At 67.9% G+C, this 14,580-nt stretch carries 18 protein-coding genes; 16 read left to right on the top strand and 2 right to left on the bottom strand.

All coding sequences use genetic code 11. From position 1 onward, the window contains the following. The first annotated feature begins 394 nt into the window (after positions 1-394). Entirely contained in the window at positions 395-1,813 is a 1,419-nt protein-coding gene (locus ACWEPX_RS18555; protein ID WP_451898428.1) for a hypothetical protein, read from the top strand. Between the two features lie 27 nt (positions 1,814-1,840). Here the strand turns inward: ACWEPX_RS18555 and ACWEPX_RS18550 are convergent, their stop codons facing one another. Next, the gene (locus ACWEPX_RS18550) at positions 1,841-2,263 is read right to left on the bottom strand and encodes an NUDIX hydrolase (RefSeq protein ID WP_451898427.1); all 423 of its coding nucleotides are present in this window, start codon (positions 2,261-2,263) and stop codon (positions 1,841-1,843) included. 69 nt (positions 2,264-2,332) lie between these two features. On the opposite strand from ACWEPX_RS18550, the gene ACWEPX_RS18545 reads away from it, so the two are divergent. The 15 genes from ACWEPX_RS18545 (at position 2,333) to ACWEPX_RS18475 (ending at position 13,531) form a co-directional block, all read left to right on the top strand. After that, on the top strand, positions 2,333-3,112 hold the full coding sequence (locus ACWEPX_RS18545; protein WP_451898426.1) for a GntR family transcriptional regulator: 780 nt from the start codon (positions 2,333-2,335) through the stop codon (positions 3,110-3,112). A gap of 103 nt (positions 3,113-3,215) precedes the next feature. Further along, positions 3,216-3,668 carry a hypothetical protein gene (locus ACWEPX_RS18540; RefSeq protein WP_451898425.1) on the top strand — a complete coding sequence of 151 codons (453 nt, stop codon included), beginning with the start codon at positions 3,216-3,218 and terminating at the stop codon, positions 3,666-3,668. Positions 3,669-3,736: 68 nt separating this feature from the next. Further along, positions 3,737-4,021 (top strand): hypothetical protein, encoded by a 285-nt coding sequence (locus tag ACWEPX_RS18535; RefSeq protein ID WP_451898424.1) that lies wholly within the window; start codon positions 3,737-3,739, stop codon positions 4,019-4,021. 6 nt (positions 4,022-4,027) lie between these two features. Further along, the gene (locus ACWEPX_RS18530; protein ID WP_451898423.1) at positions 4,028-4,309 is read left to right on the top strand and encodes an AMED_5909 family protein; all 282 of its coding nucleotides are present in this window, start codon (positions 4,028-4,030) and stop codon (positions 4,307-4,309) included. Positions 4,310-4,328: 19 nt separating this feature from the next. Further along, complete coding sequence (locus ACWEPX_RS18525; protein ID WP_451898422.1) at positions 4,329-5,069, top strand: Scr1 family TA system antitoxin-like transcriptional regulator; 741 nt, start codon at positions 4,329-4,331, stop codon at positions 5,067-5,069. Positions 5,070-5,421: 352 nt separating this feature from the next. Continuing rightward, entirely contained in the window at positions 5,422-6,924 is a 1,503-nt protein-coding gene (locus ACWEPX_RS18520; RefSeq protein WP_451898421.1) for an FtsK/SpoIIIE domain-containing protein, read from the top strand. 8 nt (positions 6,925-6,932) lie between these two features. Further along, on the top strand, positions 6,933-7,349 hold the full coding sequence (locus ACWEPX_RS18515) for a hypothetical protein (RefSeq protein WP_451898420.1): 417 nt from the start codon (positions 6,933-6,935) through the stop codon (positions 7,347-7,349). Then, positions 7,346-8,944, top strand: a complete 1,599-nt coding sequence (locus ACWEPX_RS18510) for a replication initiator (RefSeq protein WP_451898419.1) — start codon at positions 7,346-7,348, stop codon at positions 8,942-8,944. The genes ACWEPX_RS18515 and ACWEPX_RS18510 overlap by 4 nt, the downstream gene beginning before the upstream one ends. A 12-nt stretch (positions 8,945-8,956) precedes the next feature. After that, positions 8,957-9,154, top strand: coding sequence for a helix-turn-helix transcriptional regulator (locus ACWEPX_RS18505; protein ID WP_451898418.1), 198 nt, complete (start codon positions 8,957-8,959; stop codon positions 9,152-9,154). A gap of 41 nt (positions 9,155-9,195) precedes the next feature. After that, positions 9,196-10,485, top strand: coding sequence for a tyrosine-type recombinase/integrase (locus ACWEPX_RS18500; RefSeq protein ID WP_451898417.1), 1,290 nt, complete (start codon positions 9,196-9,198; stop codon positions 10,483-10,485). A gap of 135 nt (positions 10,486-10,620) precedes the next feature. Next, positions 10,621-11,865, top strand: coding sequence for an MFS transporter (locus tag ACWEPX_RS18495; protein WP_451898416.1), 1,245 nt, complete (start codon positions 10,621-10,623; stop codon positions 11,863-11,865). A 39-nt stretch (positions 11,866-11,904) separates the two neighbouring features. Beyond that, complete coding sequence (locus ACWEPX_RS18490; protein WP_451898415.1) at positions 11,905-12,165, top strand: Prokaryotic metallothionein; 261 nt, start codon at positions 11,905-11,907, stop codon at positions 12,163-12,165. Between the two features lie 31 nt (positions 12,166-12,196). Then, complete coding sequence (locus ACWEPX_RS18485; protein ID WP_451898414.1) at positions 12,197-12,823, top strand: SecDF P1 head subdomain-containing protein; 627 nt, start codon at positions 12,197-12,199, stop codon at positions 12,821-12,823. A gap of 32 nt (positions 12,824-12,855) precedes the next feature. Further along, complete coding sequence (locus tag ACWEPX_RS18480) at positions 12,856-13,164, top strand: ArsR/SmtB family transcription factor (RefSeq protein ID WP_451898413.1); 309 nt, start codon at positions 12,856-12,858, stop codon at positions 13,162-13,164. Beyond that, the gene (locus ACWEPX_RS18475; protein WP_451898412.1) at positions 13,142-13,531 is read left to right on the top strand and encodes a VOC family protein; all 390 of its coding nucleotides are present in this window, start codon (positions 13,142-13,144) and stop codon (positions 13,529-13,531) included. Before ACWEPX_RS18480 ends, ACWEPX_RS18475 begins: the two co-directional genes overlap by 23 nt. 1 nt (position 13,532) lies before the next feature. On the opposite strand, the gene ACWEPX_RS18470 is transcribed toward ACWEPX_RS18475, so the two are convergent. Continuing rightward, positions 13,533-14,336, bottom strand: coding sequence for a metal-dependent hydrolase (locus ACWEPX_RS18470; protein ID WP_451898411.1), 804 nt, complete (start codon positions 14,334-14,336; stop codon positions 13,533-13,535). Positions 14,337-14,580 lie beyond the last annotated feature (244 nt).

Here is a 14,580-nt window from a genome sequence, read left to right as displayed (position 1 = left end):
CGCAGGCGCCCTTGATGCCGTGCTCCCGGCGTTAGACGATCGCGGCGACCGGGGAAGCGCCTCCCAGCTCTTGTTCCTTGTGCCGCGTCGCCTGCGCGGTGCGGCGCGCCCTGGACCGGCTCCGCCAGGGCCTGCCGCGCGCCAGCGCGGGCGGAGCGAAGCGGGAGCCCGCGCTTTGGCGCGATGGATAGGCGCACACGGTGCCACCGGGACAGGCACACCCGCGCCGCGCCGCGCAGGCGGCGCGGCTTGATCCTATAGAGCCGGGTTCAGCAGCGCTGTCATACCCGCAACCGGGTGCGATGACAGTAAGTAACTGCGAAACACTCACGCATGACATCGCGATCTAGTCGCAGAAGCTGTCTGCTGCGCCCTGACCTAGGAGCTACAACGAATGGACCTCAACTCGCTTCGACTGCCCGATAGGTTCGAAAAACTCAGGCAGCAGGGCGAAGAGGCGTTGCGTACCATTATCACGCCTGTCGCCGAGTCGTTGTACGACATTGACGAGCGTTTTGCGGATATGAGGATGGCCGAGCGGGGAGCTTTTGTAATTGTTCGCGGCTCGACAGGTGCCGGGAAGTCAACGTTTCTCGATACGCTCCACCTGTTCAGAAAAGGGATCGAAACGGTTAGAATTCCACGCGAGCATGACATTGAAAAGGCATTGCTGGAATTAATACCCACGTCAAACCCTCGCGTGATCGTGTTAGAGAGTCGCGAAGCCCTTGGCGTTGCTTCGACCTCGGAAATCGAAGCAGCAATGCATGCGATAAACATGTTTGTGCGCTCGGACGCCGGGCAGGACAACTTAGTTGCCTGGCCAGCAAATCGTGATGACCTGGCCATTCTTCTTCAAGACTTAGCCAACAGTCTCGGAGGTGAAGCGCTGTTTGGGAGTTCGGCTCCAGTTCTACGGTTCCGTGGACCTTCCAAGGGTGATTACGTGCAGATCGCTGAGCGCACTGTAGCGGCGTTGAACGAGGGGGCCTCTCTCGCGGCTATCGGCATCTCACTCGATTTGGCCAGCGAATTGGCCGAGGAGTCAGAGACTATCGGCCAATTCTTATCTAAGATCCGTAGCGCCGCGCGCAAGGCGGGTAAGAATGTGCAGGGTCTCATGTCGACGGAAAGTTATAGAGTCTGGACGGTCGTTATAGCGGGCACCGACACGGAGGGTGATGTGGCAGCCCTAACGCGCGGCGGGCAATCGCTCATAGATATCGACAGACTGATGACTTCCACGGAAGCTAACGTGGTGCTCGAACTTAAGAAGAACCCGGATGCGCTAGGAGTGCTAGGAACGGTGCTCGACGCGCGAATTATCCACGTTGACCTCTTCACGGTTCTGGCCGTAGCCAGGTCGTTCGGTTCCGATCGCCTCCATAAGTTGATGGCCGATCGGACAATGTCCATTAAGCCCGATAAGAAGGCCCTGGACCGATTGGTCAACAGTCAACTCGGTGTTCTCATGGCCGGTAAATCTCTCGGGACTCGACGGCGCGGGGTCAAGCCGCGAGGAAACACAATGGATGCCTTCATCAAACTTGCCGAGATTGCGCAGACGAACGATGGGCTACTTAACGCTGCATTCGGACGGGCTCTCCAGGAAGCTTCTTTGATCGATGCGTTCACCACCGAGAAGCCGTTGGGTACCAAGCCGGACTTTCTCAGTGACGTGTACTGTGAGCGTGCCGAAGGGCCGGTAAGGCTAGAGATGATGTGGAGGAAAGAGACTAGTCGTGCGGGAATTGCAAACTACGTCCTAGGCAAGCTCAATAATTACGGTAAAGGGATAGGATTGCTGCGATAATCCTCGCCCATCAAGCGTGGGCAGCTCTCAAGGGAGAAGGTGTGTGCCGTCGTGAGTTTGACATGCAACCTCATGACCGAACGCCCCGGACACTCGTACGAAGTACGCTGGCGTCATCTTCGTGGCAGCTTGATCGAGGGTCATCCATGCCACGTTGAGTGCCTCGGCGGTGGGAGTCTCTTGACCAGACTCAACGCTGCACCGGAACACCAAGGCGACGATTCCCTTGGTCATGTTCTTGTATATTCCTGTAACTCGCTCGACCCTGACGCATAGGCCTGTTTCTTCGAAAACTTCTCGGCGTACACCTTGTTCGAACGTCTCGTCCAACTCCAAGACGCCTCCCGGGGGTTCCCAGTGGCCATTGTCGCGGCGTTGAATGAGGAGGACGCGGTTGTCCTTGTCGATGACGATTCCGGCGACGCTTACGGAGTGTTTGGGTGTGGGCATGCTTCGGCTTTCGCTGGGGCGGCTGGTGTGGGAGGATGTAGCTCCTCTAGTCGTCTACAGGAGTGGTCCATGCTTGACCTAGGTTCCATCGATAGGGCCGACGACAGACCACCCTATCGGCAGATTGCGGCGGCGTTGCGACGACTCATCTCGTCGGGGCGGTTGCCTGCGGGGGAGAAGTTGCCCTCGGAAGCGGAGTTGATCGCGCACTACGGCGTTGCCCGGATGACGGTCCGCCAGGCGCTTCAGGAGCTCCGCGGTGAGGGGCTGGTGGTAGCCGAACACGGCAAGGGCGTCTTCGTGCGATCGACTCCCCCGGTGCGGCGGCTCGCGTCGGATCGGTTTGCTCGGGCGCATCGGAAGCAGGGGAAGGCGGCCTTCCTGGCTGAGGCTGAGGTCAGCGGGCACAAGCCGGGGGTTGACCAAATCTCGGTCACGACGGAGCAGGCCCCACCGGAGATCGCGCAGCGGTTGCGGTTGCCGGAGGGGGCTCGTGTGGTCATGAGGTCGCGGCGGTACCTGGCGAACGGGACTCCGATCGAGACGGCCGTCTCCTACATCCCCGAGTCCATCGCGGCCGGGACTGCGATCACCAGCACGGACTCCGGGCCCGGTGGCATCTACGCCCGGATCGAGGAGCAGGGGCACCAGCTCGGGCGGTTCACCGAGGAGGTCTCGGCGCGGATGCCGACCCCGGAGGAGCGCCGCGCCTTGCAGATCGGGGCCGGGGTTCCGGTGCTCACCCTCATCCGCACCGCCTATGACCTCGATGATCTTCCGGTCGAGGTCTGCGAGACGGTGAAGGTCTCGCATGCGTTCGTGCTGGAGTACGACTTCCCGGCGCGCTAGTCCCTTCGCAAAAGCGAAGGATCGACCGTCCCGATTGAACTCCTCTAGACGACTATGTAGCTTCGAACTTGTCTAGAGGAGCTACCCACCGAGAGGCGACGCAGTGGCGATCAACAAAGGACACCGGTTCCCCATCTCGTTCGAGGATGCGTTCCCGCACGGGCTGGTGATGACAGGCGAGGTGATGCCGGACAACGAGTACCAGAGCAGGGAGGACAGGGCGGCGGGTCGACCCGTGCGGCAGCGGGTGGACGAAGCCACCGGCCTCCGGCAGTGGAAGGCGATCGTGATGGACCCGGGCGAGTCGAACGCCAAGCGGGCCTCGTTCGAGGTGACCTTCCTGGCTGAGGTCCAGCCGGTGCCGACCACCCGCGAGGCACTGCCCGGGATGCGGCCGGTCGAGTTGGACGGCCTGACGGCTGAACCGCGTGTCGCGGGCAACGGCGAGTACAAGTACCTGTCGTACGTCTTCCGGGCCACCGGCTTCCGGGGCGCTGCCAGCTCTGGCGGCACGCGGGGCGGGAAGACCGACGGCGCTGAGAAGGCGGCGGCCTAGCCGTGGGCCAGGAGATGACGGGTGACTCGACCGGGCGATTCCGCCTGGTCGGGCCGTCCCTGGACCAGATGCCTCCGCAGGAATCCCGAGAGCGGTGGGAGGCGGCGTACCGCCGATACGCGGCGGCCGGTGAGTCGACGGGCCCGTTCGCGCGGCAGGCGGAGCTGACCGCCGCGGCGTCGTGGGAGGTCGCGCGGGCGTGGCGGGAGATCGCGCAGTCCGCCTCGTGGCCCTGGTGGCTGTCAGCGGCGTTGGACGCGGCGGCTGAGGCGTACGAAGACCAGGCCCGGGAGTACGACCGGCGCGCCCGTGAGGCGCGTCAGGGCTCCGACGTCCGCCAGCGGCGGAGGTGATGCCGCATGGCTCGACAAGTGATCGTCGTGGGCAACGGGGCCGGGGAGGTCCGAACCCTGGCCGACGCGCACAGGGCTTTGGAGGGCTTGCAGCCCAGGTCCGACGCACCGGCCAAGGCGTGGGAAGCGTGGTACCGGGAGGCGTCGCGCGTCTACGCGGCGGTGGCGGAGCTGGACAAGAACCACCACCACGAAGCGCTGTCCTACTGGTCGAACCGCACGCGCCAGATCGCCGACGAGATCGCGAGGACCGGGGAGCGGCCGGGCTTCCGGTTCTCCTTCGGATGACCAAGGGAGGTAAGGGATAGTGAGTGAGTACGTCCGAAATGGTCAGTTGCGGCCGGTGGCCGCTCGGCGGGTGCTGTGCTACGAGCTGGTGCGGCTGATCGGTCGGGCTGAGGTGTCGCCTCCGGCGATGGCGGCCCACCTTCACCTGTCGACGGCGGCGCTCCACGCCATGCTGCACGGCGAGAGGCTGCCGACGGTCGCAGTCTTGAAGGGGATCACGGATCGGGTCGAGGATGCGGCGGCGCTGCCACGGCTGGTGAAGCTCCTGGACGTGGCGCAGGAGAGCCGGGCTCTGTCGTTGGCCCCTGGCAACCGCGAGCTGCTGCATGGGCTGGAGGCGTGCGCGCGGCGGATCGACGTCTACGACCCGTTGATGATCTCCCCTCTCCTCAACGGCTCACGAGCGACCGTGCTCACGGCCCGGCCGTTGCCACGGGTGGTGTGGGTGACCGATGAGCACATGCTGATGCGGCGATCGCGTCTGGCGTCCGCTCAGGTGGAGCGCTTGTGCGCTCTCGCCGACCGCATCAACGTCACGGTTCACGTGCTGCCTGCCACGGCGGACAAGCACTACGTGTTGCGCGGCGGGTTCGAGATCGTCAGCGGCCCGGCGGGAGTCGTGGCGTGCGAGGAGACGCTGTACGTCAACCTCTACCACCATCAGCCGAAGGCCGTGGCCGAGTTCGAGAGAAGGTTCCGGCACCTGCGGGGGTCCGCGCTAGGTCAGGAGGACTCGCGCAAGCTGCTGGCCAACCTCTAACTGAACGAACTGTCTATTCAGGATCACGCGGTGCCGCGTGCTCTCGTGATCCTGCGCGCTCAAATCCTTGCGAATCAGCAGAAGTAGGTGGGAGCGGCCAGATGGTTGGTCGCCGGTTGGCCGCTCCTCCTGCCCGACCCGGAAGCGAATCAGACATGGCTAGCGTAAGGCAGACGGGGGATGCCCCCGCAAGGGGGACCGCCCGACCAGGAAACACCCGCTGCGCCAAGTGCAAGCGGTTTGCCCGCATGCTGCCCGGTGACAAGCACTGCGCGGCGTGCTCCGGGGCGCTGGCGCTGGAGTTCGGCGTCATCTCCCGCCCGGCCGACACCTCGGTTCGGGGTGGTTGGTGATGGGCGGCCGGTGGGTCGACCCGGCCCCGCTGGAGGTGGCGCGGCCTCGGCTGCCGTGGTGGACCCTGCTTCCGTGGAAGGCGAAGCTGCTCCTCTTCCCGGTCGCGGCTGCGGTCGTGCTGGTGTGGTTGGCGGTGAGGGCGGCGCGAATCGCCTGGTACTACCCCGCCTCGGTGGTCCTGGGCCTGGTGGGGCTGGTGCTGTACTGGCTGGCCGGGCAGGTCACGGTGTTCGGGCTCGGCCTGGGCTGGCTGGTCGGCGGCCTGGTCCTGGTGCTCGTCGCGGCCGCGGGCGTCTGGTGGCTCCGGGATGCTCCGGGGTTCAATCAGCGCTTCTCCTGGTTGCGGAGCGAGTGGCGGCGGGGCGTCGTGTACGCGGGCCAGTGGCGGACCGTGACGCGGCTGTCGTCGTTGACGGGGGATGCCCGGGGCCGTGAGTACCGGCCCAAGCTCAAGCGGACACGTTCGGAGTGGTGGCGGGACCGGGTTCGGGTGCGGATGATCCCGGGGCAGGCCCCGGAGCAGTGGGAGGCGCGGGCCTCGGGGCTGGCGCACTCGTTCCGGGCCCGAGCGTGCCGGGTGCGGGTGATCAAGCCGGGCGTGATCGAGCTGGACTTCCTGCACGCCGATCCGTTGGCGCGTCCGCTGCCGGTTCCCGCGCTCGCCGACCCCGGGGCATCGGTCGACTTGAAGCGGGTCGTGATCGGCTGCACGGAGACGGGCAAGCCGTGGGCGCTGCGGCTGCGGGGTGCTCAGTTCTTGGTGGCCGGTGTGCAGGGCGCGGGGAAGGCTTCGATCCTGTGGGCGGTGCTGCGGGCCCTCGCCCCGGCGCTGCGTTCGGGCCTGGTCCGCGTCTACGGCATCGACCCGAAGGGCGGCATGGAACTCGGGCAGGCGCCCGACCTGTTCCACGGCGGTCCGGTCTACAGCAACGGGGCGGCGGCGGTCGAGCTGCTCGAATCCCTCGCTGAGGAAGTGCGTGCGAGGGCAGCGCGGTTCCGGGGCATCCGGCGCGGCTGGTCACCCAACAGCGGGGAGCCCTTCCTGCTCCTGGTGGTCGATGAACTCGCCGACATCATCGCCTACCAGCCGGATCGCAAGCTGCGGGAGCGGGCGCAGATGGCGCTGCAAACCATCACGTCCCAGGGGCGCGCTCCGGGCGTCGCCGTGCTGGCGCTGGTGCAAGACCCGCGCAAGGAGATCGTGCCCTTCCGCAACCTGTTCACCACACGCATTGCTATGCGCCTGGATGAGGCGGTTCAGGTGGACATGGTTCTCGGGGACGGGGTTCGCGCCCGGGGCGGCAACGCGCACGAGATCGCGGAGTCGACGCCTGGTGTGGCGTGGGCCAAGGAGGACGGCAAGCGCGACCCGGTGCGGGCCCGCGCCTTCCACGTGACCGACACCAACATCATCGAGCTTTCCCACTACGTCACCGGGAGCGCGGCGACGGTGCTGCACTTCCCGATCCCTCGGCACGCGGACGGAGATACGGCGGCATGAACACCCACATGAGCAACGCTGCGGGCATGGCGGCCCTCCTCGACGTGTGGGCCGCGTTCGAGGAGCACGTCGCCGAACTCGGGGAGCTGTCCCTGCCCGTGCCGGTTCAGGTCAGCGCTTCGGGGATCGTCGCCGCTGCCGGGGAGCCGGTCCTGTCGGCCCAACTGCGCGGCGGCAACGTCGCCCAGCTCGCGGCCGGTCTCCTGGCCTGGGCCGACACCCTCACCACCGTCACGGCGTGGTTCTGGTGCTCGGAGGGCGGCCTGCACCTGTACGTCTACGGCCGCTTGACCTGCGACCGCCTGATCCAGGTGTGGGGCGTCGCCGACCTCCCGGCCGCCCTGACCCAACCCGAAGACTCGCGCTTCGCGGTGGAGATCGACCTGTCGCGGCTGCGGCGCTGGGCTGCGGGGGTAGGCGGATGAGCGAGAACGTCATCGCCCTGGAGAAGGTGCGGGCTCCGCTCGCTCTGGACGTGATCACCTCCACCGCTGAGCAGCACGGCGTATGCGTGCGACCGTTCACCATGGAGGTCGGCGATCCCGACACCGGGCGTCTCCGCTACGTGGGTGTGCCGTGTGGGTCGACGGTGGAGAGCGCGTGTGGGCCGTGCGCTAGGAAGGCTCGGGCGCTGCGGATGGCTCAGTGCCGTGAGGGTTGGCACCTGAGCTCCGAGCCTGTCGATGTGCGGCGGGAGCCTTCGGCGGAGGAGCGGGCGTTGTTGGAGCTGCGCGCCGACCTCGTGGCCGCCTACCGACGGGCCGATGCCGCTGGAGAGGTGGAGGCGGACGGGCTGCGTGAGGACATCCGCGCCGTGGATGAGGAGCTGCGCGGCTGTGGTGTCGCGGGCAGGCTCCCGAACCCCGACGGGCCCGGCGCGAAGTCGGCTCCGAAGCGGTCGACCAGGCGGCGGCAGGACGCCCCGAACCTGCCTCGGCGACGGGTCGAGAAGCGCACCCTCGGCCGCGAGTACGCCGGTGCCTACCGGCCCTCCATGTTCGTCACCTTGACCTGTGACACCTACGGCCACGTCGGGCCCGATGGCGCACCCCGCGACTTCGCCAGCTACGACTATCGGCGGGCGGCTCGGGATGCGGTGCACTTCGCCTCCCTGATCGACCGCTGGTGGCAGAACCTCCGCCGCGTCGTCGGCTGGGACGTGCAGTACTTCGCCACGGTCGAACCGCAGAAGCGGACAGCGCCGCATCTGCACGCGGCGATCCGCGGCTCCATCCCGCACGAGGTCATCCGGCAGGTCACCGCGGCCACCTACCTGCAGGTGTGGTGGCCCGCCCACGACCAGCCCATCTACGGCGGTGAGCGCCTGCCGGTGTGGGATGGCGGCCGGTTCGTGGACCCGGACACCCGGCGCCCTCTGATGACCTGGATGGACGCCCTTGAGCAGGTCGAACACCCCGCCCACGTGGCGCGGTTCGGGCCGCAGGTGCACTCCAAGGGCATCCTCGGCGGCACCGAAGAGGCCGGACGCCACATCGGGTACCTGACCAAGTACCTCACCAAGTCCACCGAGGAAGTCGTCACCGCCACCACCGATCGGCAGCGCGAACACCACGACCGCCTGCACGCAGAACTGGCGGTGACGCCCTGTTCGCCCCGGTGCGCGGTCTGGCTGCTCTACGGCGTCCAACCGCTGGGCGTCACCTCCAAGACCATCCCCGGCCGCTGCAAAGGGCGCGCGCACCGACGCTCCACCCTGGGCCTGCCCGGGCGGCGCGTGCTGGTCTCGCGCAAGTGGTCAGGCAAGACCATCGCGGAGCACAAGGCAGACCGGCGCGCCTTCGTGCTCTCCATGCTCGAAGGCGTCGGCATCCGCCCACCCGAGCAGGACAGCTCCCGGCTGATCTGGCGCAAACTCGCCCCAGGCGACACCAACGCCCCACCACGCGCCCACCTACTCATGCACGCCATCTCCGAACGCATCCGCTGGCGCGCCGAATACGACAGAGCCCTGCTCGCAGCGAGCACCGATCTTTCAGCAACACGACCACTAGCTGCCTGACGTGGGGGAGTCATGCGACGGGAGTACGTCCCCATGTGGGACACCGACGACCTAGCGGCCTTCCTGAAGGTGCCCGCCAAGACGCTGCGGGAGTGGCGGCACAAGGGCACCGGGCCCGAGTACGTCCGCGTGGGCAAGCACGTCCGATACGACCCACGCAAGGTCACGGCCTGGCTCGCCCAGGGCGGCACCGCGGCGGCGGCTGCCTAATCAACTACTCGGATTGCAGAGATCGGAGAGCAGGCCGCGCTATGGCCGGACACGTGGAAGACCGCTGGTACCGCGACAAACTAGACGAGAACGGAAAGGTGGTCCTCAACTCGAAAGGTAAGCCGGTACGGGAACGATCAGCCCTCTATGGAAAGGGCTTGCGCTACCGCGTCCGCTACTATGTCGGGAAGAAAGAGCGCTCGAAGTCGTTCCCGGACAAGCAGCTCAAACGGGCTGAGGCGTTCTTGTCCACAGTGCAGGTCGACCTATTGGCAGGGAAGTATGTCGACCCGAAGGCGGGGCAGCTCAGCCTACGTGACTACGTGGCCAAGTGGCGAAAGGGGCAGTCGTCGGACGCCTCGTATCAGCAGATGATCACGACGCGGCTCAACGGTATGGTATGGCCGTTCTTCGGAGATATGTCTCTCGCGGAAGCCGCATCGGTCGACACCATCCGCGACTGGTTGGAATGGATGGTCAACCGCAAGCGCAAGGGTTCATACAGGGCGCAACTCTTCGACATGTTAAGCGCCATTCTGGGTGCGGCGGTTGACGAGAAGCGAATTGAGGTCAACCCCTGCAAGGTCAAGAGCATCAAGCGGCCCAAACCGGAAGAGCGTCGCGTCACCGTGTGGCCGGACGTCAAGCTCCGCAAGGTGCACATGGCCTTGCCCGAGCATTACAAGGTAGTCGTGCCGCTCGGGGCGGGTGCTGGCCTGCGGCAAATGGAGGTATTCGGGTTCAGTCCGGATGACATCAACCGCACGGATATGGAGTTGAACGTTGTCCGTCAGATTCGCTGGATTGGCCCCGTCGCGGTCTTCGCTCCCCCGAAGGGTGGGAAGTCGCGGACGGTGCCGCTCGGCGATGGCGTCCTGGCGCGCATTGACGACTACCTGACCACCCATCAACCGCTGGAACTGACGTTGCCCTGGCTGGAGCCCGGCGGCGATCCCGTCACTGTCACGCTCCTCATCAACCGTCTGACTGACGGGCTGGGCCGGAACCTGAACCGTGAGACCTCCAAGGTGTGGCGTGGCGGTCAGTTCCTCCTGGAGGTGTGGAAACCGGCCTTCGCGGCCTCAGGCGTGCCGTACACCGACCGGCGCGACGGCATGCACGCGCTGCGGCACCTTTACGCCTCGAACCTGCTCGCCAACGGCGCGTCCATCAAGGAGGTGTCCGCGTACCTCGGCCACCATGACCCGGCCTACACGCTCAAGATCTATACGCACCTGGTCCAGAGCAGCCACAGCCGGGCGCGGGCGGCGTCGGATCGGCTCTTCCCCTCGGTGGACGGTGGCACGGCCTCGTCGTCTGTGACGGCCTGAGGACGGCCTGGCGTGGAGCAAGCGTCTTCGCTCCGATCCGACGGAGCGCTGTCGGAAGCGTTGGGCATCGCCGGAGATGTGATCCACTGCCCCCGCCGTTCACCCTGGTCACCACGTCCACACGTGGAGGCGGCGATGTTGAAAGAGGCGACTACCACCAAGCACCGCAAGGTCGCGGTTGCCGCGTTCCTGGCCTCCACTTTCGAGTGGTACGACTACTTCATCTTCGGCACCGCCGCCGCCCTCGTGCTCAGCGATGTCTTCTTCCCCTCCGTCAGCCCCGTCGCCGGGGTGTTGGCGGCTTTCGCCACGTTCGCGGTCGGGTTCGTGGTGCGGCCGATCGGGGCGGCGATTGCCGGGCATCTGGGGGATCGGTACGGGCGTAAGCCGACTCTGGTGTTGGCGCTGGTCGCGATGGGCGCGGCGACGACCGGCATCGGGTTGACGCCCTCGTACGCCACCATCGGGATCGCCGCGCCGATCATCCTGGTCGTGCTGCGGTTGTTGCAGGGGGTGGCCGTCGGGGCGCAGTGGGGTGGGGCGATGTTGCTGGCCACCGAGTACGCGCCGCCCGGGAAGCGGGGGTTGTACGGCAGCTTCGTGCAGATCGGGGTCGTCGTCGGGGTCGTGTTGGCGAACATGTCGTTCGCGGTGCTGCAGAAGTCGGCGGGGTTCGCGGAGTGGGCGTGGCGGATCCCGTTCCTCGTCGGGCCGCTGGTGCTGGTGCTCGCGTGGTTCATCCACAAGCGGATCGCCGAGACGCCGGAGTTCCGGGGGGTCGAGCGGTCGCCGGTGCGGGAGGTGCTCAAGCACCACCGGGGCAAGGTGCTGCTGGCGGGCGGGTCGTTCGCCGTGCACCTGGCGACCTTCTACATCCTCATCACCGGCGCCCTCGACTACACCACCCGCGAGCTGGGCATGGACCGCGGATCGGTGCTCGTCGTCGCGATGATCGTCGCCGGGGTGCAGATCGTGACGATCCCGCTGGCCGCGCGGCTGTCCGACAAGCTCGGGCGGCTGCGGGTCTACACCGTCGGCGTGGTCGGGCTGCTGCTGTGGGCGTTCCCGATGTTCCTGCTGATCGACACCGCCACCGTCCCCGGGCTGATCGTCGCCCAGCTGGTCGGCGCGACGTTCCTCAGCTGCATCTACGGCCCGCAGGCCGCGCTGTTCGCCGAGCTGTTCGCCCCGCAGATCCGCTACACCGGCGCGTCGCTGGCCTACCAGATCGCCTCGGTGCTCGGCGGCGGCCTGGCGCCGTTCCTCATGGTGCTGCTGCTGGAGGCCACCGGGACCTCGATGGCCGTCTCCGGCTACATCGCCGTGCTCGCCCTGATCGCCCTGGGCTGCGTGGCCCGGCTCCGGGTTGCCGCGCGCTGAGGCCCGGCGCAGGCTGGCGGGGACGGAAGGAGCGCCCCCATGGCGGTCTGCGACGTGTGCGGCAACGACTACTGGATGGCCTTCGAGGTCCGGACGGTCAGCGGCCAGGTCCACACCTTCGACTCCCTGGAATGCGCTGCCCACCGCCTCGCGCCGGTGTGCGAGCACTGCAAGTGCCGGGTGCTCGGCCACGGCGTCGAGGTACGGGGCCGGTTCTTCTGCTGCGCCCACTGCGCGCGCAGCAGCGGCGAGGACCTCGGCAACGAGATCCGCGACGCCGTCGGCGCGCACCCGGGGTAACTGATCGACACCAGCAGGCGATGCACCCGGTGTGGCGCGAGCACTCGGGGCGGTACTGGTCGCCTGCGTGGTCCTGAGCGGGTGTCAGTCGGCGGTGGGCGGCGAGGCGGTGCAAGCGCCTTCCCTGGACTTCCGGCCGGTCGTCGTCGCGGCCCCGGTCGCGGGCCTGACGCCGGGCGTGACGACCCCCGCCTGCCCGGACCGCTCCGCCGCGCAGGACGCGGCGTGCGTCCAGGCGCCCGAGCTCGCCACCGACCCGACCGCGCAGCTGGCGGCGATGAACGCCCTGGACTGCGGCGCGGGCCCCGCCGACGCCGACCCGGACCGGCCGCTGGCCGCCTGCGCCCGCGACGGGGCGGAGGTGTTCGTCCTGGGCGCGGTCCTCCTCGACGAGCGGCACGTCGCAGGCGCGACCGCGGCCGCCGACCCGCAGGGCGTCGGCTACGTCGTCACCCTCTCGTTCACCGCCGAGGGCGCCGACATCTGGGCCCGGCACACCGGGGCCAACGTCGGCCAGCGCGTCGCGTTCCTGGTCGACGGCGAGGTCGTCTCCGCGCCGAGCATCCAGGGCGAGATCCGCGGCGACACCACCATCCACGGCGGTGCGGGCGGGTTCAGCGAGGAGGAGGCGGAGGCGCTGGCGGCGTCGCTCGGTTGACAGGCAAGTGACGACTTGCCTATAACTGCGGTGTGGACGACCTGCTGTTCAAGGCCCTCGGCGACGCGACCCGGCGCGCCATCCTGGACGAGCTGACCGACCGGGACGGCCAGACGCTGTTCGAGATCTGCGGCAGGCTGGCCATGAAGCACGGCCTCTCCTCCACGCGCCAGGCCATCTCCCAGCACCTCGCCGTGCTGGAGCAGGCCGGTCTGGTGCGCACCCGGCGGCAGGGCCGCTACAAGTTCCACCACATCGACCCCGGTCCGCTGCGCTCGCTCGCCGACCGGTGGACCCGCGACCGAGAGGGACCGACCCATGATCAGGATCAACGTGACTAGCGTGTTCGTCGACGACCAGGCCAAGGCGCTGGCGTTCTACACCGAGAAGCTGGGCTTCATCAAGAAGACCGACGTGCCCGCGGGCTCGGCCCGGTGGCTGACCGTGGTCTCCCCGGCCAACCCCGACGGCGTGGAGCTGCTGCTGGAGCCCGACGGGCACCCCGCGGCCGGTCCGTTCAAGAAGGCGCTGGTCGCCGACGGCATCCCGTTCACCCAGTTCGCCGTCGACGACGTCTACGCCGAGGCCGAGCGGCTCAAGGGCCTGGGCGTGGAGTTCACCCAGGACCCGGTGGACATGGGCCCGGTCGTCACCGCGGTCTTCGACGACACCTGCGGCAACCTCATCCAGCTCGCCGCGATGAAGTAGGTCAGGTCCAGGGGATCAGGTCGATCTGGGGCAGCACGCCGCCCGCGCGCTGCAGGGCCACCGCCGACATCCACACGGCGATCGCGGTGATGAGCGGCCCGATGATCGCCATCTCCACCCGGCCGCCGGTCCGCATCCGCATGATCTTCGGCGGCGCGATCGGGTACCACGTCTTCCACGCGATCGGCACCGGCCACAGGATCGGGCACCCCTGCTCGGTGATGGCGTCGCCGAGGTAGTGGGCGATGCAGCCGATGGCGACGGCCACCCCGCACGCGGCGGCGTCCGGGGAGGTCGGGTCGGTCCACTTGAGACAGGCGTAGGTCAGGACCAGGCTGGTCCCGGTGATCCACAGCGCGTCGTTGCGCGGGCACCACTTGTGCATGATCCCGCGCACGGCCAAGCCGCAGAAGAAGAACATCAGCACCGGCAGCGCCCAGGACTGGCTGGTCTGGATGATCGCCGTGGTGACCACCGCGGCCCCGAGGGCGAAGACGAGCGTGTGGGTCAGCCCCCGGTGCCCGCCCTCGCGCTTGGAGTCGCGGTTGGTGCGCGTCGCCTTGTAGACGATGCCGCTGAGCCCGTTGAGCAGCTTCGACGCGGCCGCCGACACCGGCCCGAAGGTCGTGGAGACCGTCGAGCCGGGGTGGTCGAGGTCGGGCAGCAGCGCCGCCCCCGACGCCAGGATCGCCCCGACCAGCCACCCCTTGACCGACAGGCTGCCCAGCGCCGTCCCCTCGGCCAGCGCGGTCACCGCCGCCCACGCCGCCAGCCCGCTCATCGCGTGCGTCGGACCGGTCGCCATCGCTTCCCCCACCTCCGCTGCCCCCTGCGGCCGTCCACCTGCCGCACGGCTGCCCAAGATCCAAGCATGCCCGGTCGCGCGCCGGGACCGGCCCGCGGCAATTCGTCCCGCCCGGTGGCCGGTCCCTTCCGCTGGCCCGGGGACCGACGTCCCTCCCCCGCGCCGGGCTCCGTCCCGACCAGGACGGCCTGACCGACGCCCACGTCGAGTGGCTGGTGGGCCGCCCGGTGCAGGCGCTGGTCGG

The sequence above is a fragment of the Actinokineospora sp. NPDC004072 genome (assembly GCF_053604195.1).
The sequence above is the reverse complement of the archived record's forward strand: the minus strand, read 5'-3'. Positions and strand labels throughout refer to the sequence as shown.

Excerpts from the sequence above, each read along its gene's own strand:
- ACWEPX_RS18555 (WP_451898428.1), top strand. The coding sequence starts at position 395 with ATGGACCTCAACTCGCTTCGACTGCCCGATAGGTTCGAAAAACTCAGG.
- ACWEPX_RS18550 (WP_451898427.1), bottom strand. The coding sequence starts at position 2,263 with ATGCCCACACCCAAACACTCCGTAAGCGTCGCCGGAATCGTCATCGAC.
- ACWEPX_RS18545 (WP_451898426.1), top strand. The coding sequence starts at position 2,333 with ATGCTTGACCTAGGTTCCATCGATAGGGCCGACGACAGACCACCCTAT.
- ACWEPX_RS18535 (WP_451898424.1), top strand. The coding sequence starts at position 3,737 with ATGCCTCCGCAGGAATCCCGAGAGCGGTGGGAGGCGGCGTACCGCCGA.
- ACWEPX_RS18530 (WP_451898423.1), top strand. The coding sequence starts at position 4,028 with ATGGCTCGACAAGTGATCGTCGTGGGCAACGGGGCCGGGGAGGTCCGA.
- ACWEPX_RS18520 (WP_451898421.1), top strand. The coding sequence starts at position 5,422 with ATGGGCGGCCGGTGGGTCGACCCGGCCCCGCTGGAGGTGGCGCGGCCT.
- ACWEPX_RS18515 (WP_451898420.1), top strand. The coding sequence starts at position 6,933 with ATGAGCAACGCTGCGGGCATGGCGGCCCTCCTCGACGTGTGGGCCGCG.
- ACWEPX_RS18510 (WP_451898419.1), top strand. The coding sequence starts at position 7,346 with ATGAGCGAGAACGTCATCGCCCTGGAGAAGGTGCGGGCTCCGCTCGCT.
- ACWEPX_RS18505 (WP_451898418.1), top strand. The coding sequence starts at position 8,957 with ATGCGACGGGAGTACGTCCCCATGTGGGACACCGACGACCTAGCGGCC.
- ACWEPX_RS18500 (WP_451898417.1), top strand. The coding sequence starts at position 9,196 with ATGGCCGGACACGTGGAAGACCGCTGGTACCGCGACAAACTAGACGAG.
- ACWEPX_RS18495 (WP_451898416.1), top strand. The coding sequence starts at position 10,621 with ATGTTGAAAGAGGCGACTACCACCAAGCACCGCAAGGTCGCGGTTGCC.
- ACWEPX_RS18490 (WP_451898415.1), top strand. The coding sequence starts at position 11,905 with ATGGCGGTCTGCGACGTGTGCGGCAACGACTACTGGATGGCCTTCGAG.
- ACWEPX_RS18475 (WP_451898412.1), top strand. The coding sequence starts at position 13,142 with ATGATCAGGATCAACGTGACTAGCGTGTTCGTCGACGACCAGGCCAAG.
- ACWEPX_RS18470 (WP_451898411.1), bottom strand. The coding sequence starts at position 14,336 with ATGGCGACCGGTCCGACGCACGCGATGAGCGGGCTGGCGGCGTGGGCG.